We start from the raw sequence: 21,344 nt of genomic DNA on the forward strand, positions 1-21,344 counted from the left end.
TACCTCTTCGACAGACCGATTCTACCTTTTTACAACAAAGGTACGAAACTGTCTTTAGCAATCATAGTTTTACCTTGATTATTTAACATTTATGCGACTGCGTCGCATTCTTCTGCAAACTTAGAGTGTCATCCGTGCAATCCGTGTACGCGTTTAATAATTTTAAGTAAATTTATCTATACTATAGTTAAATATAATTAAATTCCTATACGTGACGTGCCAAAACTCTTGCATTCCGTGGGTGCCATGTTGTATATTTGTATTTCAAGCCGAGGATGATTTCCAAAACAAGAAAGAAACCTTCAAATCAAAAGTTAAATAAATAATTTACAACTAAACAGTCGCTTATGTTTACAAAACAAGTAATTCAACACGCCATCCGGTCCCGACAGAGAGACCACGGTTTCCCGATCGCTTCTCGTTCGGTTCCCGTTAACTTCTCGTTAGGTCCTCGTTCGTCTCTCGTTCGTCTCTCGTTCGTTATTCGTTAGTCTATCGAAGACCGAACGAGGACCGAACGAGGAACAAGCAAAAAACGAACGAAAGAGCAACGAACGTCGATCGAGATGCCGACGAGAAACTATCGGCAACTCGACGATTTGTCTCCGTCATGGCTGGCAGAATGCCCTTCTGCAACCACAAACCAGCATACTGCCATTCACCATGCTCCTGCGAGGCAGATAGCAGCACTTTCGGCCCCACCCAGGCATTCTCACGGCGAATCAAGCCTTTTCCACCCATTCTGCACATTCCACCCTCCCACATCAAAAGCCCCTCACAGGCTCTAAAAACACCTCACTACCATACTGCCCAACAACCGCCAAAGACACACTCTACTCGTCCTAAACATCCACTTACAAGCACCTAAACACAACCCTTCACGGCCTCAATAGTAGGCCTAACACCACGTTTTCGTAAAGCCAGAGAGTAGAGTTAAGTGCACTTGAGCTCTGATTTGGCAAGAAAAGGCGCTATAAAATGAAACCATCACCCAAAAGCCCCCATCCCCATCATTTTAGCAAATATAAGAATAATATGTTTACATCGACATCGTATTACGCGTCCTACAACTTTACATTATGACAAATAGTCATAGGAATTACTGATTCCACTGATTTCCATTTCTTGATGATAGCGTTAGTATTTCCCTGGTTGTTTGGATCACACGGATGACACAGATTAATTGCTAATTCAGCCGCATGTATAAGGTTATATCTTTTCTTACCAGCATATTTACGAACATAGGAGATGCCGCGAGTATTATATGAATTATGAGAAAGACCATTATGATTATTTTAGCGTTGGTGGCGATGAATCTCACTGACGTCGAAGCTAAGAAGTTCTACCACTATGGTAATACACTTACATTCCTCTGCGACGATGAGACGATGACGGCAGAGGCGGAGGCATTCCAGTCGCCTGTCACAGAGCAGGCAACGCTCATCGTGCCCGAAGGCTCGGAGCAGGCCTACCGCAATGCCGAGGTGTGGAAGGAATTCAAGAACATCGCCACCCCGACATCTCTGAAATCTGCTATAGTAGATACAAAAGACAGTGAGCGCATCTATGACCTTAGAGGTGTAGAGCAGAATAGAGAGAAAGGGCTTGTCATTAAGAATGGAATTAAAATAATTAATAATTAAAGCGAAAGTTCAGTGAATTATTCAAAATATCTCTGCAAAGTTACAAAACATCGGGCAAACCACCTAATCAATAAAGCAAAATTTCGTTCAATAAAGAAAATCATCGGTCAATAAAGTTAAAAGTGCTGCGAAAAAGTCACTTTTATCTTTATTGACCAAAATTTTTGCTTTATTGACCTACGACTTCCAATGTTTTTTCGTAACTTTACAGCCGAAATATTGAATTAATTAATAATTTTGAGTATGAAGAAGACTATTTTTTCAGTTATTATGCTTGCGATAGTAGGCGTATGCACCATTACGACATTGTCGGCATGTTCTGACGATGATGACAACAAGAAAGATAATGGTGACGGTATTACAATTAACGGCGTTGACCAGGTTGAGTATTTCCGTCAGTTTCTTGGTGCGTTTACCAAGAATGACATCCTTGGCACCCCATTCAGAATGAAAGCCATTGACAAGCTTACCCCCACGGTGTATAGCTATTTTGTGGAAGACGAGAAGGAAGCTGAGACATTGTTCCTCACTTGGATTCCACAAGAGGCTCGCAAGGCTGTTGTCCGCAACGGCAACACCATTGTCTATACTCCGCGCGATGCCCAAGGTGCAGAGCAAGGCACTATCACATTCCGTGCAGCCTTGCCATCTGAGACTGCTACGTTTGCCGTAGTGGAGTTCAAGGACGTAAGCAAGATTAAGGGCATAGACAAAATAAAGTTCCAGCCCGAGTCGGCAAACCCAGACAATATGGAGTTCGGTGGCGTGCCGCAGCATTTAACCCTTGAAGAAGTTAAATCTGGTAATTGGTTTTGGGGTAAAGTACAGAAAGGTGACTTTTTTGATTATCCTTATGGAACAAGACTATATTATAGCGCTGCCCTTCCAAAGTTAATTACAGGAAAGGAACTTATTGAGAAAATGGGTGATAAATTCTGGTATACGAATTATGCTTTCGAGAGTTTCTGTATCATGCCGAGTCTCAGTACAAAATTTAATGATCATGTATGTGATAATTTCAACCCGGGTGACCATAAGATTATTATCGAAGCTGGCAAGTACTTTGGGGGAGACGAAATCATGATTAAAACAGCCGAAATCTACATTAATAAAACTTATAAAGATATAATGATTTCTGAATGTGATCCTCCTGTAGATGAAGCTTTTGAATCTCTTGATGAGTCAGAACAGTATTGGGTGTGCCAAGGCTATATAGTAGATTATAAAAGTGGAATGAGTTATTAGTACTATCGGAAGTGATGCTTTATTGACCAACGACTTTCAATGTTTTTTCGTAACTTTGCCGCCGAAATACCATTGAAAGTCGTTGGTCAATAAAGTTAAAAGTGACCTAATCCCTAATTCCTACTTCCCCAAGAATTCCCTCATTGTGTTCTGATAGAGGTTTCCGTAGTTGTCGGCATTGTATATCGTGACGTGCGAACCGAGAGTTCCTGTGAACGCCACGTTGTAGAGGTCGCGGAGAGATGTCGCAGGGTCGGAATACAGACGGGAGATGATGGACGATGTGAAGCGGTTGGTAAGATAGACATTATAGGGGGCATACCACAGGTCGGCCTTCGACGACTCGTTGGCATTGGCTGCCGTCATCACGAGCAGTCCGGGAATGCCCTCGCACTCCTTTGCCACTCCGCCTGAAAAGCATGCCTCAACTATCCACATCATCTTGCGGAACCGCTGCTCGTCGCTCATCTTCTGCAGTATGCGCGCCATCTGCTTACCCGACACTAGGTCGATGTCGCCAAGGGCAAGTCCTGCCGGCATGCCGTGACTACTCCAGAAGAAGAGCACGTTGTCGCCTGCGCCACTGTCGAGCACTTCGGGATGGGCAACGTCGGGCTTGCCCGAGAAGATGACGGCAAGGTCGTTGTAGGTGATGTCCTCAAGGCGGTAGTCAACGACAACGTTCTTATACAGGTTGTCTCCATCCACCGAGCGGCGCACCACTCCCTTCTCGGGATTGTTGGCGTTCTGCGCGAGGTCGTCAGCCATGATGAGTATGATGTCGTCGTCGCTATAGCCCGAATTGCGGAGCATCTGGTAGTATTCGAGCGCATCGGCCTGGAAACGGTAGTTCTCCCAACCGCCCGAACCGGCAATGATGACCGCCTTGTTGCCCGTGAGGGCAGGATAGCCAATGTCGGACATGTGCTCGTCGAACTGCTGCTGGTAGGTCTTGTTCCATTCCCAGCTGACTATGGGAGACGAGGAGTGCTCGCCCTCGGAACGCTTCATATAGTTGAGCGAGAGGAACTGTCCCTCATACACCATCCAGAAGTCGTAGGTGGAATGGGTGATGAGCGTGTAGTTCTTGGGATCGAAATCGAGCTTGCCCACGGCACCGCTCACCTCGGGTACACCGCCCTCGGCAATCGTCTCGAAAGCCTGCTTCATGTTGCCCGACATCCATCCGCCCTGACTGTCGGAGTGGTAGTAGAGCAGGGTGCCGACGGCATAGTTGAGGTTGTCGAGATTATGCACTTCGTCATAACGGCTTGCAAGACAGGTGAGCATGATGGCATCATACAGCTCGGCATCGCCATGGATGGGAGCCTCGCCGAAGCGAGATTTATACACCACGCCAAAGCCCGAAGCGGGGTCAGCCACAAGGTTGAGTCCCACAAGTCCCTCGTTCTTCAGCATGGCGGGCTCGTAGGCACGGTCGGTGAAGAAAGGTACAGAGAAATGGGAGAAGTTGTCCATCTTGGTACATTCGTACATGATGGAAGCCTCCTCGGCATTGTTTGGCACGCATAATGTCAAGGTAGGATTATTGGCGCACGCCTTGAGATAGGCATCGGGGATTTCCGACTTGTCCTTATATGTGGCAAGGCCCACGGGATTAAGTCCCATCTCGGCTGCCTGGAAGGCAAACCAATCCACGAAGGTCTGTCCGTAGTCGTTGTCGCAGGCAAGCAAGGCTACATCAAATTGAACCCCTCCATCAGCCATGAGCGAGAGCAGTATCTCGCACTGCGTGATGTCACTCTCGGAGAGTCCCCAGTAGTTGCCGTGTTGACCGAAGATGCGCGCTAACTCCTGCGAGGTGTTGAAGGTGAACATGGTCTTGTCGGTCTTGGCGCACTCGTAGGCGAGCGTCTTGGTGTGCTGGTCGTCATAGCAACCCACCACGGCTGCTATGTCCTGGCGCGAAGCGAGTTCCACGGCCAAGGAAGCGAGGGCAGTGGTGTCCTCGTCGTAGTATTCGTAGGATGGCACTACTCCGCCCCTTGCCATTGTGATGTTCTCGCGTGCCATGTCGAGTATGCGCTGCACGCGCTCCTGGCGGTCGCCCTTCTTGAGCACCACGGCTATTTTCACCTCGCGGTTGGAGATGGCCTCAGGACTGTCGGTGGCGATGTTGTTGTCGTCGGAGCAGGAGAAGAGGAGGAGGAAGATTATTATTAATAGGGAGTTAAAGAAGTTACTTGCTCTTTTCATACTCTGTTTCCTTTCCTAAGATATTGTTCTTGAATGTTTCTATGCCTTGTGCGTCAGTTTCCTTCCAGTCGTGACAATAGATGACGTTGACATAACCCGAATCCCAGAGGAAATCCTGGTGTTGGGGTATTTCCTTCTTATCAAGCCACAGGGCGATGAAGTCTTTGGTGGCACTGCCGATGTTCTTGACGAGCGAACAGTTCATCAGGCCCGAATAGGCAGACATGTCGCCGTCGATACCCGCAGTATAGACACCTTGGTTGCGCGAGAACTGATATACAGCCTTGTTGCTGCCGCCTGCCACGGGGAAGAAGAAGGTGTGGCCCGACTCGTAAAGTCGGGTGCAGAGGGCGTATGCTTCATCGGGCATGTTGTAGCCGTCGCCGTCCCTGTCGGAGATATAAGATATGGTGGCATCTGCTCCTCCTGCCTCAATGAACCCGTCGCGGAATCCCTGTGCGGCTCCGTCAACATTACGGTCGAAGGGATTGGCGGCAAGCACGGCTGCCTTGTAGTCAGATTCATCCTTATTGGTTAGGGCTGTGTATGCACCGATGAGATATGCCGCGCCATACATGCCTATGCGGAAGGTATATACGCCGTCGATGGGTTTGTGGGTCTCGTAGAGCAGCACTGAGCTGTTGGCGTCCGAAGGGCGCACCGAGGAGTTACGCAAGGCACTCTCATACTGGTTGCTGGCGAAGATGAACAGCCGTCTCTCGTCCTTGGCGGTCTTCTGCGCCCATTTGTTGTAGATGGCGATACCGTCCTCCACCGATGCGGGCACATGCATCATGACGTCGAAGCCCAGCCGCTTGCGCGACTCCTCAAGTCCCGTGAGTATGATGTCGTTATAGCCCAAGTCACCGAAGCCGGATGGCGAGAACACGACCTCCACCACATTAGTGGAAGTCAATGAGGGTGTAGTGTTGTTTTCATCGTTATCAGAACACCCTACAATAGAAAAAAGGATGGCTACTATAAAAACTACACGGATAACATTCCTTGTTATGATACCATTCATTTGTGATTATACTAAAATGTCATTATTTCAAGTTGTCTATAAAATAGTGCCTAGGGTCATAGGGACAGGTACCACTGATTCGCGACAAATAACGAACCTACGTCCCTATGACCCTGGTAAGATATATTTCGTCAAGTTCACGTTAATTCATCAGTGGAATACTAATTGTTTCACCGTCCTTAACAGCATAGCCACGAAGAAGCCAATAGTCATCAGATGGAGGTAATTTATTAAAACTAAACATTGAGCCCCAAACAAATTCATCTCTCCCGCAGAGATAAGAGCAGAAAGTGATACGTATGCCTCCGGGGTACAATATAGGCCCCCCTCCCACGAATATTTCAATTCGATCTTTACTAAGCCTTTTTATTACTTCTGCTTTAAACTTTGGGTCATTCTCCATTGCAATTTTAAAACAAACAAAACAAAACCCAGAATACCAAACTGAATTCATATCATATACTCGACTTAAGCGTACTTTTAAGGGGTAAGTATAGTAATAAGTCATTTTTTCCTTATCACTATGCCATGTAAAAATCTCTTCTTTTGGCACTTGTTGATAAAACCAATAGCCATTTTCTATAGCACCTAAACCCCGACGCTCGGGATAAACGTAAGAATTGTCTGGCATCGCCGACTCAGGCTGGAACTTTATCTTGTCGATGCCTTTCATCTTGTTCACTCCGTTGAACTCAACCACGGCAAGCGTAGCCGTTTCCGTTGGCAGGGCAGCGCGGAAAGTGATGGTACCCTGTGACGCTCCCTGTGCGTCGCGGGGAGCATAGACTATGGTGCTGCCGTTGCGGCTCACGCCATCGAGAGCCTTGTCGGGAATCCAAGCAAGGAACAACCTCTCTGCCTCCTCCATATCTTCTACAAAGAAGCTATAGACGGTAGGAGTGAGCGCGTCCAAGACAGTCATTCGCATTGGAAAGAGGATGCTGTCGTTTTCGGAAAAGATTCCAAGGTTCTTGCGGAAATACTCCGCCTGGTCAACACCTTTGATGGTAATGCCACCACCATTACTGCTGTTGTTCTCGTCGTCGTCGGAGCAAGACGACATTGTCATTGTTGTGAATACTCCCGCTATCGCAAGCCATATCACAGAAAGAACCATTTTCTTCATTCCTAATTTATTTTTAAGTTATTTACAAAATTGTGCTGCAAAATTAATGAAAAAAGGGGAAACAGAAAAGAAAAAACGGGAAAACACCGTTCAAAATGGAAAAAAGTGACTTTTCAGCCGTGAAAAGTCACTTTTATCATTCTTAATTCTTAATTAGTACTGATTCTATCGTTATCTCTGCCACCTTTGTATTGGAGTACATAGGTCGGACTATGCCGATGAGATATATTCCAAGTCCTTCGTAGATGCGGTAATCTCTTTTCTCGTTAGCACGGCACAGATTGGATTGATTAACAGTCTTGCGTATTCCTAGATGATAAATGCTGCTGCCGTGAGCTTCAAGACACAAGCAAATATCACGAATGGAATCACATCCTGTAATCTGTCCAAACAGGAGATGAAGCAACTGATTATAGCATGTCAGATCCTTTGCATGCCAGTCACCTTTGTACTTCTTTACCAGTTTGTCGAACTGATAGCGAGGTATGAAGTCAATGACCTGAGCGAAGATATATTTGCCGATATTCATAATTCTGCAGTTTTAGCTGCAAAATTACTCTATCAAATTCAAATCAAAAAATAAAAGAACACTTGTAAATGATTAAATATTAGGTATATAAATATAGTTAAGCGAAATTTATCGCATCACTAGTAAAGGCCGAATGAACCTCTATCGAGAAGTTATTGGGAAGTTGACGAGAACGAACCTTTCTCAACTGGGATCCAATCGAAAAAGGTTCGGGATGAGTTCGGGATGGCTTCGGGAACAGATAAACTACCAATCGACAGTTTGTTGATAGTCGTCATGTGGTGAGTCGTGGTTCTCGTGTTTCGGCCTAATGCCCTCCATTCTTTTGGGTGTTTGGCAGAAAACCTGCGATAATGCCCAATAATGGTAGGAAGGCACTTGCCTGGAAAATGAATTCGATGCTTGTTTTGTCTGCCAACCATCCAAAGAAGGCAGATCCGAGACCACCCAATCCAAACATCAGTCCGAAGAAGATGCCGGCAATCAATCCCACCTTGTCGGGCATCAGATCTGTGGCGTAAACCACAATCGAGGAGAATGCCGATGCAATAACTAATCCAGAAAGGAAAGCGCAGATTATCGTCCAAGTGAAATTGGCAAATGGCATGGCTAATGCGAATGGTGCTGCACCGAGGATGGAGAACCATATCACGTATTTTCTTCCGAATCTGTCTCCAAACATTCCTCCTGCCAATGTGCCAATGGCAAAAGCGGTCAGGAAAACGAATAGGCAGATTTGTGATGTTTGTACGCTGACGCCGAACTTGTGGATCAGGAAAAACGTGAAGTAACTTGTGATACAGGAAGTATAGAAATATTTTGAGAATACGAGCAGAATCAAGATGGTTAGTGCTCCGTATTTCGCCCTTTTGGAGATGTCGGTATTCAGTCCCGTATCCTTTTGCGGATGCTTCACAGCATAGACGAGTCGCGCTTTAAACCATGCTCCAAGCCTTATCATGATGATAGCGGCAATTAGTGCTGCAATAGCAAAATAGGCAATCGCATGTTGACCAAAAGGCAGGATGATGATGGCGGCTAAGAGTGGCCCCATGGCAGAACCGCCGTTTCCTCCTACCTGAAAGATGGCTTGTGCCAAACTTTTCTTGCCGCCTGAAGCCATCTGTGCCACGCGTGATGAAGTAGGGTGGAATATGGATGAGCCAAAGCCTACCACGCTTACTGCCAGAAGGATTAAAAGATAGTTTTCTGCAAATGCCAGCAACAGCAACCCAGTTAATGTGAAGCACATGCCAATCGACAGGGCGTAGGGGCGTGGGTGCTTGTCGGCATAATAGCCAGTAAAAGGTTGTAGGATGGACGAAGTCATTTGGAATACCAAGGTGATGATGCCTATCTGTGCGAAGGAGAAGTCAAATTTGTCTTTGATGATAGGATAGATGGACGGGATGATTGACTGGATCATATCGTTGAGAAAGTGGGAAATGCCACATATCATCAGCATGGAATAGACTGTTCTTTCCGTCATGGAAGGTCTTCCTTTGATGATGCTACCTATTGATTTCATGTGTTATCAGTCGTTTATTGCGTTCAGCAATTGTTTGAGTTGTTCGAAATTGTCTGCCACTTCAATCATATTGTGCCAGTTTCCGCGAATCATTCCTTTTTGGTCGAGGTCATCCATGAGTGCGATGAGTGCGTTCCAAAATCCTTTCATATTATAAAGGATGACTTTCTTAGCATGGTATCCGATACATTTTGAAGCTGCTACACAGAAGATTTCGTCAAGCGAGCCAACACCTCCAGGAAGAGCAACCACCACGTCACATTGGTCAATCATCAGACTCTTGCGGTCGGCAAGGTTATCTGTGGGGATATGTACATCGATATAGTCGGATGTTCGTCCACCTTTTTCTACAAGTGATGGTACAACGCCGATGACCCGTCCACCTCCATCGTGTACGGTTTTAGCGATGCAGTTCATCAGTCCTTGGTTGGTGCCTCCAAAGATGAGGTCGTGATGGTTGACTACCATCCATTTTCCCAACTCTTCTGTCATACTGAAGAAATCGGGGTCTATATGCTCGTTGGCAGAGCAGAATACTGTAATTTTCATAGTTGTTTTAAATGTTTATAAACCTCTCATCGACAACGATATGCGTTGGCGTTTTATATCAACCTCAGTCACTCTTACTGTTACATGTTGGTGTAGTTTCACCACATCATTCGGGTCTTTCACAAATCTGTCTGCCAGTTGTGAGATGTGTACCAGTCCGTCATGATGAACACCAATATCTACAAATGCTCCGAAATTGGTGATATTGGTCACTATTCCTGGCAAGAGCATTCCCACTTGCAGGTCATTAATCTCATGTACGCGTGAGTCAAATTCGAATACTTCTACGGCTGCACGTGGGTCGCGACCAGGCCGTTGAAGTTCTGCCATGATGTCGGTAAGGGTGGGCATACCGGTCGTGTCGGAAACGTAGTTCTTGAGGTCAACCGATTTTTGTAGTTCTTTGTTGTCAATAAGTTGTTCCACAGTACATCCCTTGTCCTTTGCCATTGCTTTCACAATATCGTAGCTTTCGGGATGAACGGCGCTATTGTCGAGTGGATTCTTGGCTCCAGGGATGCGTAGGAAACCAGCACATTGCACGAAGGCTACAGGACCGAGGCGTGGAACTTTCTTGAGTTCTGCACGCGATTTGAAGGCCCCGTTCTTTTCACGATATTCCACGATATTTTTGGCGGTTGTGGCATTGAGACCGCTGACATACATTAAGAGGTGACGACTTGCCGTGTTGAGGTTTACTCCAACGGTATTAACGCATGATTCCACCACCATATCAAGACTCTTTTTCAGTTCTCCTTGATCCACATCGTGCTGATATTGTCCCACGCCAATACTTTTGGGGTCAATCTTCACAAGTTCGGCAAGCGGATCCATCAGTCGTCGGCCTATCGATACGGCTCCGCGCACGGTAACGTCCTCGTTGGGGAATTCCTCGCGTGCCGCTTCTGATGCCGAATAGACCGATGCTCCATCTTCACTCACTACAAAGATATTGGTATCTGTATCAAGTCCAATCTCTTTCAAGAATGTGGAAGTCTCACGACTTGCAGTACCGTTGCCCACGGCAATAGCCTCTATCTTGTATTTCTTCACCATGTCAAGTACTTGACGAGCAGCCCCTTGACGGTCGTTTTTAGGAGCATGGGGATAGATGGCTTCAAAGTGGAGTAATGTGCCTTGGGCATCGAGGCAGACAACTTTGCATCCGGTACGGAATCCGGGATCTACGCCCATCACGCGTTTTTGTCCTAATGGTGCAGCCAAGAGAAGTTGACGCAGATTTTCGGCAAAAACTTTGATAGCTTCGTTGTCGGCAGCTTGTTTGCTTGATAGGGCATATTCTGTCTCTATTGATGGTTTTAGCAGGCGTTTGAAGGCATCGTCAGCCGCTTCGCCGACCAAATGACTGCAATCGCCTCGTCCTTGTACATATATTCTGCGGATTCTGTTCTTACATTCATCGTCATCGGCGGAAATACTGATACGCAGAAATCCCTCCTTCTCTCCGCGACGCATGGCGAGAAGTCGGTGTGAGGAACAACGCTTCAGAGGTTCAGAGAAATCGAAGTAGTCGCTGTATTTCTGTGCACCTTCGTCTTCTGCTTTGGTCTTCACAACCTTCGATGTGATGACTGCGTTATGGCGAAATACGTTGCGTATCTCTTTGCGCACCTTCTCGTTTTCGTTTATCGTTTCGGCAATAATAAATTTGGCGCCTTCTAATGCCTCGTCGGCAGACTGCACATCACCCTTGACGTATTTCTGTGCTGTCATCTGCGGGTTAGGATCCCGTTGTAGCATGATGGTATTGGCGAGCGGTTCTAATCCTTGTGCACGTGCGATGTCAGCTTTTGTGCGACGTTTAGGCTTGTAGGGCAGATAAATGTCCTCCAGTTCCGATATGTTCCAACAATCCTCAATACGTTTTCGTAGCGCATCAGTCATTTTTCCTTGCTCCTCTATTGTCGTCACGATAGTTTCTTTGCGTTTAGCCACATCTTGTAGTTTTTCGCGCATGAGTGCAATATCTGCCACCTGCACTTCATCCATGTTGCCAGTACGTTCCTTTCTGTATCGGCTGATGAAAGGAACGGTACAGTTTTCTTCAAGCAGTTGTATAGTATTGTCCACGCCTCGCTCAGGCAAAGCAAGGGCGTTGGCTATGATTTTTGTAAATACGTTCATATCTTATGTCGGGTATTTTCTGGCATTTTGTCGTTTTTGTCTTTGTCAAAATACAAAGGTACGATTAAGCGAGCGAAAAACCAAATTATATTTGAGTTTTTCCGAGCGTGAGTACCTTCGCATCCGTGATGCAGAGGTACGATTAAACGAGAGAAATACGAAGAAAAGCAGATTTTTTGCTCATCCAGGAAATGAAGTGATATTGTCTGTTGTATAAGTTCGTTGTGGCGTGTATTATGATGATTGATAGCAGAAATCTCACGCTTTCGTTAAGCCAAATAAATAGAACCACAATTTTTAGGTATTGCACTATAAGCGCAAAACCTCTAACTTTGCAACCGCAAACAAGAAACGTTTCTTGCGGGTGTGTCTGTCTCATGGAGATTGATCCCCGCAGCATCAATCAAGATTCAACAACAAGCAATAGTAAATCAGAAAAGATGAAACCGACAATTGTTATTTATGGTTCTTCCACAGGTACATGCCAGGGAATTGCTGAAACCATAGCCGCCAAGCTCGGCGTGGGTGCATTAGATGTTGCCAATATCAGTTCAGATATCGTAGTAGCCAACGATAACCTCATTCTCGGTACTTCCACATGGGGAGTGGGCGAAATGCAGGATGACTGGTATTCTGGTGTAGAAACGCTCAAGAGCGCCGACTTAACCGGAAAAACCGTTGCCCTGTTTGGTTGTGGAGACAGCGATTCTTATTCAGATACGTTCTGTAGCGGTATGAAAGAAATTGCCGACGTAGTGAAAGCTGCAGGTGCAACGTTGCTCGAAGGAGTTCCAACCGATGATTATTCTTTCTCCGATAGCGAAGCGGTAGAGAATGGAAAGTTCTTAGGACTTGCCCTTGACGATATTAACGAAAGCGACAAAACAGAAACTCGCATCGATACATGGCTCGAAGCCATTAAACCATTTTTATAGTCAATAACAATCTCCAAATCCTATAAGCGATTTGGCCAAAACTCCAGTCACAATGCAGTCAGTCACCATGCCAATAGATCTGAAGGTTCTGATGAACCATATTTATGAGTATAAAAAAGGTGTGCGCCGTATGGTGTTGTTCACCTTCAACAAAAAGTATGAAACTTTTGCCGTGTCGAAGCTGAAGCGCGAGGATATTGATTATATCATCCAGCCCATCGGCAACGACCGCCTCAATCTCTTCTTTGGCAAACGTGAATGTCTGGATGCTATCCGTATGATGGTCACAAAACCGTTGTGTCATCTTTCTCCAGAAGAGGATTTTATCTTAGGAGCCATGTTAGGCTACGACATCTGTGCACAGTGTGAACGCTATTGCGAACGCAAGAAACGGGTGAGCTGACATGCGCTACTTACCATAGCTTTCTGACCGATTCTGGTTCAAGATAGTCCCATCTGTCGATTCTATAAATGGAATATTGCAGATGGGACGTCTTGGCTTGATCTTTCTCGTCATGTTATAGAAATTGCAAGTACAGGGAAAGAAATACACGTAAATAGTTGGCTGTCTCAAAATAATCCCATAATTTTGCGCTTTCATTCGACAAGCGTAATAGAACAGCATTATGGCATTATCCAATATAGAGAAACATTATAACAAACATCCCGAAGACTTGCGCTTACTGCGCAGACACGGTATTGTTGAGTTTGAAACCACCATGTACCATCTGCGCAGATTTCTGAAACCCGGTTATCGTTTGCTTGATATTGGTGCAGGTACAGGGCGCTACACCTCGGCACTCATGGCAGAAGGCTATGAGGTGAAAGCTGTGGAATTGGTGCGTCGCAATATTGATGTGTTTTTGAAACGGGAACCAACAGCCGATGTTGTGCAGGGCGATGCACGCCACATGCCGTTTGTGCCTACAGCATCGGCAGATGTCACGCTTCTGCTTGGTCCGCTCTATCATCTTATTGGTGATGATGAGAAATTGAAAGCATTAAAAGAAGCCAAGCGCGTGACCAAGCCAGGAGGTCTGATCTTTGTTGCCTATCTGATGAACGAATATAGCATTCTGTCGTATTGTTTTGACGAAGACAGAATAGGAGGCTTATTGGATAGAGGAGTAGTGGATCAGAATTTCCACATTCAAGCACAGGCAGACGAACTGTATGACTATGTGCGTTTGGAGGATATTAATCGATTGGACGAAAATGCAGGATTGGAACGAGTGACGATATTCTCGCCTGATGGTGCCTCTGATTATATGCGTACACGACTCAATCGTATGAGTGATGAGACCTTTGCCCATTTCATAGCCTATCAGAAGAGTATTTCCGAGCGTGCAGATCTCATCGGTGCAGGCAGTCATGTGGTAGATGTGGTGCGCGCTTGACATCAAACAGCTCATCTTCCTGAACAGAACACTCAGGTCCCTCCTAAATCCTAACACCCGATTCGAGAAAAAATCCCCATCCATCATGATCAATAAGCGGTCATGTGGATGGGGAAAATCGCATAGAATATAGGGTGTTTAAGCCTCGGCTTTGTCTTTAGGCAATACGAGATTGAGGATGACTGCCAATAGGAACACCACTGCCACACAGTTGTTGGCGAATACGGTGCGGACAATCTCAGGGAAGATGTTGAACATCTCTGTGGCTTGGGTGAAGCCAAGTCCGACGCTCAGCGACAGACTGACAATGACCATGTTGCGATGAGATGAACCGCAACGGCCCATCATGCCGAAGCCAGCATAGAGGATGCTGCCAAACATCATCAGCGTGCAACCGCCCAAAACACATTGTGGAATCGTGGTTAGTGCATAACCTATCATGGGGAATATTCCACCCAGAATCATGATGAGGGCACCCGTGGCGATGGTGAAACGGTTGATAATGCCCGACATGGCAACCAATCCTACATTCTGTGAGAAAGAGGTGATAGGGGTACAGCCAAACAGTCCCGATACCGAACTGACGAAACCGTCGCAACTGACAGCGGCTCCCATCTCACGCTCGTTGGGGTCGCGTTTCAAAGCACTATTGCAGAGCGCACTCGTGTCACCAATAGTCTCGGTAGCAGATACCAGATAGACAGCAACGATAGACAGAATGGCTCCGATATTGAAGGTTGGGGTGAAAGGCAACAGATGGGGCAATGACAGGATAGGACGACTACCGATGCCACTGAAATCGACCATGCCCATGCACAAGGCAAGGATGTAACCTGCCACAAGACCTACCAAAACAGATAGTGAACGAAGAAAACCTTTTGCAAACACCTGACAGAGCAGACATGTGAGTAGGGTGATGCTGCCCACAATCCAGTTGTTGATACTGCCAAAGTCGGCAGCTCCTTGTCCTCCGGCAAACGAGTTGGCACCAATGGGAAGCAACGAGAATCCAATAGCAGTTACTACCGTTGCTGCCACCACAGGTGGAATCAGTTTAATCCAGTAGCGTGCAAACAGGCCGAGTGTGCCTTCTACCAATCCACCGATAATTACGGCCCCCATCAGTGTACCCATGCCTTGTGTGGCAGCGATGCTGATGGCCAGCGACAAGAAGGTGAATGAAATACCCATGACGATAGGCAACCGTGAACCGATGCGCCATATCGGATAGAGCTGTACCAACGTGCCGATACCGGCAATAATCATACAGTTTTGAATGAGCATACTGCTGGTGACACTATCGATACCGATAGCACCTGCCAGAATCATGATAGGGGTGATGTTGCTGACAAACATGGCCAGTACATGTTGCAGACCGAAGGGTACGGCCTTGCCGACGGGAACACGTCCGTCGAGTTGATAGAGATTACTGATGTCTTGTCCCATATAAAAATGTAATGGATGAGAATTAAAAAATCCTTGCAAAGGTAATTGTTTTTTCGGGAATATCCAAAGAAATACCATTCAAAACCTATTCATATCCATTTCTCATTCCATGCAAGGAGCTGATAGACTTTGATGCCAGCTTAGGACGATGCCTATGACATGTTTTTTGGACTATCTTCTTGTATCTCTTGCAAAATTAGTGTATCTCTGCATCCAGAGATGCTAAGGTACTCACGCTCGGAAGTACAAAAGAAAAAGTGATTTTTCTTTTGTACTTCGCTCGCTTAATCGTATCTTTGTAGCCAGATATGAAATATATTGCAATAGCAACGCTTCTTGCCGTCACATTCAATGCCCATGCCCAACAGCGCGAACCTCTTGCCGACAGTCTTGACTATCGGATGGAACGCCAGAATTCGGCATCGGCGGGTGATCATTCGCCATTATGGCTTCATGCCAATAAGTATGGACTCAGTTCGCTCAAAACTACTAATGGCTTTTGGCGTGCAACCATAGAGCGTCCACTCTCACGTGATGATAGTCGGCGCTGGGGTATTGGTTATGGCCTTGACATGGCTTTAACGGGCAGATATACCAGCCGTTTTGTTGTTCAACAAGCCTATGCTGAGGTGCGCTGGCTCAAGGGTGTGATCACCGTGGGTAGTAAAGAACAACCCATGCAGTTGAAAGATCAGGAACTCAGCAGTGGTTCACAAACTCTGGGTATCAATGCCCGCCCTGTTCCACAAGTGCGACTTTCCTTGCCCGACTATTGGACCATTCCCGGCACACACCATTGGCTTGCCATAAAAGGACATATTGCCTATGGCAAGACAACCGATGACCATTGGCAGACTGAGTTTACCCAAAGGCAATATAAATACACGCAAAGCACTCTTTATCACAGCAAGGCAGGCTATCTGCGTATTGGAAATGCCAACAAAATCATCGTGTCGCTTGAACTCGGACTGGAGATGGCGGCACAGTTTGGCGGCACCTCATATCTGCGGCAAAGTGATGGCTCGATGAAGGCCTATCACAATCAAGGCGGACTGAAAGGAATGATAAAGGCATTGGTGCCAGGAGGCGGCGATGTGTTGGAAACGGAGAACCGCAATGCTGCAGGCAATACCTTAGGCAGTTGGCTGGCACGTTTCAATTTCGATGCTGACGAATGGGGATTCAGTCTTTATGCCGACCATTTCTTTGAAGACCAGTCGGCGCTGACCCATCTCAGTCCTGATGGATATGGCGAGGGAGGCCAATGGAACACGCAGGTGAAACGGCGCTACAATCTCTATGCCTTCAAAGATATGTTGTGGGGCTTTGAACTTCGTATTCCCGACCAACGATGGATGAATAAGATGGTGTTTGAATACCTCTATACTAAGTATCAGAGTGGTGCCATGTATCATGACCACGACCAAACACTGTCAGACCAGATTGCAGGTCTCGACAACTATTACAACCATTACCTCTATACCGGATGGCAACACTGGGGTGAGGTGATGGGCAATCCACTTTATACTTCACCTATTTATAATAGCGACCATCGTATTGCTGTGGAGAACAACCGTACTGTAGCCTGTCATCTTGGTATTGCCGGCGATCCTTCTTCCCGCTTACATTATCGCTTACTGGCTACGTGGCAGAAAGGTTTTGGCACCTATTGGGCACCGTTTCCCGATCCACGGCATAACGTCAGTCTATTGGCTGAAGCCTCTTACCGCTTGCGCGATGGTAAGGAACGATGGACTCGGGGATGGACGCTCAGAGGAGCTCTTGCCATGGACAGCGGAACGTTGCTGGGCGACAACTATGGTGTGCAACTCACTTTGATTAAAAACGGAATACTGAAATGGAGAAAGAGATAATGAAACGGCTGATATTTGTATTGACAATATGTATGGCTTTGGTGGCTTGCGACATCGAGACATCAGGCAATGGCGACCTCGATGGCTTCTGGCAACTGCGCCAAGTAGATACTCTTGCCACAGAAGGCACAACAGACATGCGCCAATCGATGATTTATTGGGCTGTGCAAAACCGCTTGATAGAAGTGCGCTTGTTGGAGAATGAGGAGAGCAACGGCACGGGATATCTGTTTCATTTCGACCGGACAGACGACCAATTGAACCTCTCTGTTCCTTATCTGCATCTGCGCGACGAACCCGATGAGGAGGTGACCGACCTTGAGGTGATGCGTCCTTTCGGATTTGATGCCTTGCAACAGTCGTTTGCCATCAAATGCCTTGATAATGATAAAATGATTCTTGAAACGCAATATTTACGCCTACATTTCCGTAAATATTGATGCCCTGTTGTTTATCGTTTTTGTGACAATCTTATAGAAAGTAATGGATAATATTTTCAAATCTTGCCACCACGAACGGTGTCTCAGATAGTTGAGATCCATCTCCAGGCGGCGAAGCATCTTTCCCATGGTATCAGTATAGCCATTGTAAATGGTGGCATAGGAGGTGATTCCTGGACGTATTTGATATAGAAATTGATAGCGTGAATCTCTTTCCATAATCTGATCAATATAGTAGGGACGTTCAGGACGTGGACCGACAAACGACATTTCTCCTTTCAACACATTCCAGAACTGTGGCAGTTCGTCGAGGTGGTAGCGTCTCATCCATCGTCCGGCTTGAGTCAGTCTGATATCGGTGGCATTGTTGCAGAGCTGAGGACCGCTGTTCTCGGCATTGGTCACCATGGTGCGGAATTTATAGATGTAGAATGGGCGTCCGAAGCGTCCGATGCGTTCCTGCCGATAGATGATGGGACCGTCTTTCCCACGCCGTACTGCCAGATAGCAGGCGAGAAACAAAGGGGAGAAGATGATGATGCACATTCCTGCCATGATGAAGTCGAACCATCGCTTCACTTCTCGTTCAAAAGCATTCATGCCATCGTATATATAGTTGTCTATTTGTTTTGTTTGGGTATTATTCATATGTTATTTTTAACGTAGCAATCTTGGTTTTATTATCTACGTAGTAGGAAAATATAGATGTTTTGTCGCAATTTGTTGGGCAACAGTCTTACAACACACCGCATCAGCATGTTTGTTGTCATCTCTATGGTGCTGATATACTTGAACTGATGAAAGGATCGCAATAGGTTGATTTCCGACTTGGTGTATCGCCAGCCGCCCCGTCTGCCGAAGAAGTCTGTAGAGGTGCGGAAGTGTATGAGCGGCTGTTGCAGGTTGTGAAATCGTGCCCCGTCCATGATGAGTCTTACCCATAGGTCGTAGTCTTCAAACAGATAGATGTCATGGTATCCACCTACACGCATCAGCGCTTCGCGGCGGAACATCACCGTAGGATGGTTCATCGGGTTGCGGCGTTTGCCAAACCTCACAATGTCGGCATGGTGCTCGGGCAACCGCCGTATAGAGATGGTCTCTGAGGGAGTGGCGCAAAACTCGTCGGTCCATCCTCCCAACACGTCACAGTCAGGGTGTTCTGCCATGTAGTTGTATTGCAGTTCCAGTCGGTTGGGGTAGCAGATGTCATCGGTATCCATGCGCATCACAAGGTCGTTGTGGCAGTGGCGAAGACCTTCGTTGAGTGCCAGTCCAAGTCCACGGTTTTCCTTGAGTGGCACAAACTGCAGTTCGGGATAATTGTTTCGGTAGCAGTCAATCATCGTGTCCAGCGCTTCTGTCAGCGGGCCATCGCCCACGAGTATTATCTCGCTGGCACGGAAAGTCTGACTGAACACGCTGTCTAAACATTGACGTAGGTATTCTGGCTTTTCCCGATGATAGACGGAGAGCAATATACTGCAGTTTATTTGTTGCATGGCTTGCTTGTTTTAATACATCTGTTCATGCGTTGTTATATGGTTATCCAATGGCTGGGCACAGGAGTGACCGCAGCCTGTCGTCGCCACCAGAGCTTTGGCCCAATGTTGATGGCACCGGTCTGTGTTGCCAACCAAGCGCCCCACCATGAGAACGATGAATTGGCGATGATATGATGTCGGCAGAGGGTCATCAGATGCATGTCCTGTATGCCCTGTTTGCCGTTGTTCCAGTCGGCAAAGATGGCTTCTACATCGTTGAGCAATGGTTGCAGATGGTTTTTACACCATACAATATCATCGGAGAAGATGCAGAACAACTGTGCCTGAGCGTGTTGTCGGATGTAGTGGATGGCTTGGGTGTAATAGTCGGTGGCGGTGAGATCATAAAATAGCTTATCGCCGATATAGTCGGTGCGCCGCACATGGATGCTGACAGCCTCTTCCTTTTCCAACCGTTGTGCCAATGCGGTGTTGGCTTCATCGGCGAAGTCGGGAAAGTGGAATCGTTCCATGAGTATGTCACGGCAGTCGCTGAAATATTCCTCATGTTGCCAGTAACCATCATAATAGGTGTTGCCTTGTCGGCTAATAGCCACATGGTCGATGGCAAAGTTGTGTGGCTCTACACACATGGTTCTTCGCTTGGGCAACAACTTGCTACCAAACCGCCATGATTGAAAGTTGGGGTAGGGGTAAGCCACGTGGGCTATCATTCCGCATGTTGCCTGTTTGATGTCGATGCCAAACACCTCGTTGAGTTGGTATTTTCGCCTATAGCCATTAAACCCATGCAGGTCTGCCATCACCATTTCATCGGGATGGTGTCGTTGCAAGGCGGTATAGAGGGCATATTGAAACATTTGATTTCCAAGTCCTCCAAGTATCTTGACAATCTTTATCGGTTGTGCCATTATTATGCAAAGGTAATGATAAATCAGCAGAAATGCAAACGATGTTGCGAAATATCTTGGCGCAACTATCTGCCAAATTGTTGCTTGACGGTCATAATCGTCTTCCCGATGGCCAGCATGAGTCGTAGAGAAATGCCCTTGTGCATGGTACCGATGATTTTGGCATCATGCTGCCACGCTTGATAGATATGGATGCTACGGCTAATCTGCCCTTCGTGGTCGTGGGCTGACTCCACGATGAGTGTTGGATAATAGACGATGGCTGACGCGCGAAGCATACGGTAGTACCATTCCACATCGACCAGCCATTGCAACGGCTCATGAAACGCCTGTCGCTTGTCGCATCGAAATGCTACGCAGGCACATGGCCCGATGGCGTTGAGGCCAAATAGCGTGGTGGGGTGGTGCAGCATCCATCGTTTCAATCGTGAAGGAAAGTGTCGCTTCTTTCGTTTCTCTCCTATCATGACGTGCACTTCCGATACGGCAATATCGGCATTGGTCTGTCGTATGACGTGCAGTAACTGGGCGAGATAGTTGTTGCCCACCAAGGCTTCGTCGTGGTGGAGTACAATGCCATATGTGCCCGTAACCTTGCCGAGTCCTTCGTTCCAATTGCCCACCGCCCCCAACTGAGGTCGGTTGTGGTGGTAATTGATTCGATCATCGTGGAGTCCCATGACATACTGTTCGATGCGATTGTCGGTAGAATCGTCGCAGACTATGATTTCCATACTTACCCCTTCTTGGCTGCGCACACTGTCTATAGCACGTTGTGCTAATGCCAGATGGTTGTAGGTTGGGATGATGATAGAGAAGTTGGGAGTCAT

General features: G+C 46.8%; 20 protein-coding genes. 8 read left to right on the forward strand and 12 right to left on the reverse strand.

Going from position 1 to position 21,344, the window contains the following annotated elements; translation table 11 throughout:
* Positions 1-610: 610 nt before the first annotated feature.
* From CIK93_RS13345 to CIK93_RS01190, 3 genes are all read left to right on the forward strand, one after another.
* Positions 611-868 (forward strand): hypothetical protein, encoded by a 258-nt coding sequence (locus CIK93_RS13345; protein ID WP_144007638.1) that lies wholly within the window; start codon positions 611-613, stop codon positions 866-868.
* 403 nt (positions 869-1,271) lie between these two features.
* Positions 1,272-1,643, forward strand: a complete 372-nt coding sequence (locus tag CIK93_RS01185; protein WP_094446332.1) for a hypothetical protein — start codon at positions 1,272-1,274, stop codon at positions 1,641-1,643.
* 243 nt (positions 1,644-1,886) lie between these two features.
* Entirely contained in the window at positions 1,887-2,888 is a 1,002-nt protein-coding gene (locus CIK93_RS01190) for a hypothetical protein (protein WP_094446333.1), read from the forward strand.
* Positions 2,889-3,008: 120 nt separating this feature from the next.
* Here the strand turns inward: CIK93_RS01190 and CIK93_RS01195 are convergent, their stop codons facing one another.
* The 7 genes from CIK93_RS01195 to CIK93_RS01225 all read right to left on the reverse strand — a co-directional run bounded on the left by CIK93_RS01195 (position 3,009) and on the right by CIK93_RS01225 (position 12,006).
* Positions 3,009-5,105 carry a C13 family peptidase gene (locus tag CIK93_RS01195; protein ID WP_094446334.1) on the reverse strand — a complete coding sequence of 699 codons (2,097 nt, stop codon included), beginning with the start codon at positions 5,103-5,105 and terminating at the stop codon, positions 3,009-3,011.
* The gene (locus CIK93_RS01200) at positions 5,089-6,129 is read right to left on the reverse strand and encodes a BMP family ABC transporter substrate-binding protein (RefSeq protein ID WP_094446335.1); all 1,041 of its coding nucleotides are present in this window, start codon (positions 6,127-6,129) and stop codon (positions 5,089-5,091) included. Before CIK93_RS01200 ends, CIK93_RS01195 begins: the two co-directional genes overlap by 17 nt.
* 142 nt (positions 6,130-6,271) lie before the next feature.
* A complete protein-coding gene (locus CIK93_RS01205) occupies positions 6,272-7,255 on the reverse strand; it encodes a hypothetical protein (protein WP_094446336.1) in 984 nt (327 codons plus the stop codon).
* 142 nt (positions 7,256-7,397) lie between these two features.
* A complete protein-coding gene (locus CIK93_RS01210; RefSeq protein ID WP_254046704.1) occupies positions 7,398-7,784 on the reverse strand; it encodes a DUF4372 domain-containing protein in 387 nt (128 codons plus the stop codon).
* Positions 7,785-8,091: 307 nt separating this feature from the next.
* The gene (locus CIK93_RS01215; protein ID WP_094446337.1) at positions 8,092-9,312 is read right to left on the reverse strand and encodes an MFS transporter; all 1,221 of its coding nucleotides are present in this window, start codon (positions 9,310-9,312) and stop codon (positions 8,092-8,094) included.
* A 6-nt stretch (positions 9,313-9,318) separates the two neighbouring features.
* Positions 9,319-9,861: a TIGR00730 family Rossman fold protein gene (locus CIK93_RS01220; RefSeq protein ID WP_094446338.1), complete on the reverse strand. Its 543-nt coding sequence runs from the start codon at positions 9,859-9,861 to the stop codon at positions 9,319-9,321.
* A 15-nt stretch (positions 9,862-9,876) separates the two neighbouring features.
* Positions 9,877-12,006, reverse strand: coding sequence for a Tex family protein (locus CIK93_RS01225; RefSeq protein WP_094446339.1), 2,130 nt, complete (start codon positions 12,004-12,006; stop codon positions 9,877-9,879).
* Positions 12,007-12,446: 440 nt separating this feature from the next.
* Here CIK93_RS01225 and fldA point away from each other — a divergent pair, with 440 nt between their 5' ends.
* The 3 genes from fldA (at position 12,447) to CIK93_RS01240 (ending at position 14,338) form a co-directional block, all read left to right on the forward strand.
* Positions 12,447-12,941, forward strand: coding sequence for a flavodoxin FldA (gene fldA, locus CIK93_RS01230; protein WP_094390429.1), 495 nt, complete (start codon positions 12,447-12,449; stop codon positions 12,939-12,941).
* A 52-nt stretch (positions 12,942-12,993) separates the two neighbouring features.
* Positions 12,994-13,344, forward strand: coding sequence for a DUF2023 family protein (locus CIK93_RS01235; protein WP_094440639.1), 351 nt, complete (start codon positions 12,994-12,996; stop codon positions 13,342-13,344).
* A 223-nt stretch (positions 13,345-13,567) separates the two neighbouring features.
* Positions 13,568-14,338 carry a bifunctional 2-polyprenyl-6-hydroxyphenol methylase/3-demethylubiquinol 3-O-methyltransferase UbiG gene (locus CIK93_RS01240; RefSeq protein WP_094390375.1) on the forward strand — a complete coding sequence of 257 codons (771 nt, stop codon included), beginning with the start codon at positions 13,568-13,570 and terminating at the stop codon, positions 14,336-14,338.
* A gap of 138 nt (positions 14,339-14,476) precedes the next feature.
* Here the strand turns inward: CIK93_RS01240 and CIK93_RS01245 are convergent, their stop codons facing one another.
* Complete coding sequence (locus CIK93_RS01245; protein ID WP_094390374.1) at positions 14,477-15,784, reverse strand: nucleobase:cation symporter-2 family protein; 1,308 nt, start codon at positions 15,782-15,784, stop codon at positions 14,477-14,479.
* Positions 15,785-16,092: 308 nt separating this feature from the next.
* On the opposite strand from CIK93_RS01245, the gene CIK93_RS01250 reads away from it, so the two are divergent.
* Positions 16,093-17,658 (forward strand): capsule assembly Wzi family protein, encoded by a 1,566-nt coding sequence (locus tag CIK93_RS01250; RefSeq protein WP_094446340.1) that lies wholly within the window; start codon positions 16,093-16,095, stop codon positions 17,656-17,658.
* Positions 17,643-18,098 carry a lipocalin-like domain-containing protein gene (locus CIK93_RS01255; RefSeq protein WP_094434072.1) on the forward strand — a complete coding sequence of 152 codons (456 nt, stop codon included), beginning with the start codon at positions 17,643-17,645 and terminating at the stop codon, positions 18,096-18,098. The genes CIK93_RS01250 and CIK93_RS01255 overlap by 16 nt, the downstream gene beginning before the upstream one ends.
* Here CIK93_RS01255 and CIK93_RS01260 read toward each other — a convergent pair.
* The 4 genes from CIK93_RS01260 to CIK93_RS01275 all read right to left on the reverse strand — a co-directional run bounded on the left by CIK93_RS01260 (position 18,078) and on the right by CIK93_RS01275 (position 21,344).
* Positions 18,078-18,746, reverse strand: coding sequence for a sugar transferase (locus CIK93_RS01260; RefSeq protein ID WP_094446341.1), 669 nt, complete (start codon positions 18,744-18,746; stop codon positions 18,078-18,080). The two genes, CIK93_RS01255 and CIK93_RS01260, sit on opposite strands and share 21 nt — an antisense overlap.
* 32 nt (positions 18,747-18,778) lie before the next feature.
* Positions 18,779-19,600: a glycosyltransferase gene (locus CIK93_RS01265; RefSeq protein WP_254046705.1), complete on the reverse strand. Its 822-nt coding sequence runs from the start codon at positions 19,598-19,600 to the stop codon at positions 18,779-18,781.
* A gap of 35 nt (positions 19,601-19,635) precedes the next feature.
* Positions 19,636-20,514, reverse strand: a complete 879-nt coding sequence (locus CIK93_RS01270; protein ID WP_254046706.1) for an alpha-1,2-fucosyltransferase — start codon at positions 20,512-20,514, stop codon at positions 19,636-19,638.
* Positions 20,515-20,579: 65 nt separating this feature from the next.
* A complete protein-coding gene (locus CIK93_RS01275) occupies positions 20,580-21,344 on the reverse strand; it encodes a glycosyltransferase (protein WP_094446342.1) in 765 nt (254 codons plus the stop codon).

This window comes from Prevotella sp. P3-92 (assembly GCF_002251205.1).
Classification (GTDB): domain Bacteria; phylum Bacteroidota; class Bacteroidia; order Bacteroidales; family Bacteroidaceae; genus Prevotella.

Bases quoted from the DNA above. Each gene is read 5' to 3' on its own strand.
- CIK93_RS01210 (WP_254046704.1), bottom strand. From the start codon at position 7,784: ATGAATATCGGCAAATATATCTTCGCTCAGGTCATTGACTTCATACCT.
- CIK93_RS01220 (WP_094446338.1), bottom strand. From the start codon at position 9,861: ATGAAAATTACAGTATTCTGCTCTGCCAACGAGCATATAGACCCCGAT.
- CIK93_RS01235 (WP_094440639.1), top strand. From the start codon at position 12,994: ATGCAGTCAGTCACCATGCCAATAGATCTGAAGGTTCTGATGAACCAT.
- CIK93_RS01275 (WP_094446342.1), bottom strand. From the start codon at position 21,344: ATGACTCCCAACTTCTCTATCATCATCCCAACCTACAACCATCTGGCA.
- CIK93_RS01265 (WP_254046705.1), bottom strand. From the start codon at position 19,600: ATGCAACAAATAAACTGCAGTATATTGCTCTCCGTCTATCATCGGGAA.
- CIK93_RS01215 (WP_094446337.1), bottom strand. From the start codon at position 9,312: ATGAAATCAATAGGTAGCATCATCAAAGGAAGACCTTCCATGACGGAA.
- CIK93_RS01240 (WP_094390375.1), top strand. From the start codon at position 13,568: ATGGCATTATCCAATATAGAGAAACATTATAACAAACATCCCGAAGAC.
- CIK93_RS01245 (WP_094390374.1), bottom strand. From the start codon at position 15,784: ATGGGACAAGACATCAGTAATCTCTATCAACTCGACGGACGTGTTCCC.
- CIK93_RS01225 (WP_094446339.1), bottom strand. From the start codon at position 12,006: ATGAACGTATTTACAAAAATCATAGCCAACGCCCTTGCTTTGCCTGAG.
- fldA (WP_094390429.1), top strand. From the start codon at position 12,447: ATGAAACCGACAATTGTTATTTATGGTTCTTCCACAGGTACATGCCAG.
- CIK93_RS01200 (WP_094446335.1), bottom strand. From the start codon at position 6,129: ATGAATGGTATCATAACAAGGAATGTTATCCGTGTAGTTTTTATAGTA.
- CIK93_RS01260 (WP_094446341.1), bottom strand. From the start codon at position 18,746: ATGAATAATACCCAAACAAAACAAATAGACAACTATATATACGATGGC.
- CIK93_RS01270 (WP_254046706.1), bottom strand. From the start codon at position 20,514: ATGGCACAACCGATAAAGATTGTCAAGATACTTGGAGGACTTGGAAAT.
- CIK93_RS01250 (WP_094446340.1), top strand. From the start codon at position 16,093: ATGAAATATATTGCAATAGCAACGCTTCTTGCCGTCACATTCAATGCC.
- CIK93_RS01185 (WP_094446332.1), top strand. From the start codon at position 1,272: ATGAGAAAGACCATTATGATTATTTTAGCGTTGGTGGCGATGAATCTC.
- CIK93_RS01195 (WP_094446334.1), bottom strand. From the start codon at position 5,105: ATGAAAAGAGCAAGTAACTTCTTTAACTCCCTATTAATAATAATCTTC.
- CIK93_RS01205 (WP_094446336.1), bottom strand. From the start codon at position 7,255: ATGAAGAAAATGGTTCTTTCTGTGATATGGCTTGCGATAGCGGGAGTA.
- CIK93_RS01190 (WP_094446333.1), top strand. From the start codon at position 1,887: ATGAAGAAGACTATTTTTTCAGTTATTATGCTTGCGATAGTAGGCGTA.
- CIK93_RS13345 (WP_144007638.1), top strand. From the start codon at position 611: ATGGCTGGCAGAATGCCCTTCTGCAACCACAAACCAGCATACTGCCAT.
- CIK93_RS01255 (WP_094434072.1), top strand. From the start codon at position 17,643: ATGGAGAAAGAGATAATGAAACGGCTGATATTTGTATTGACAATATGT.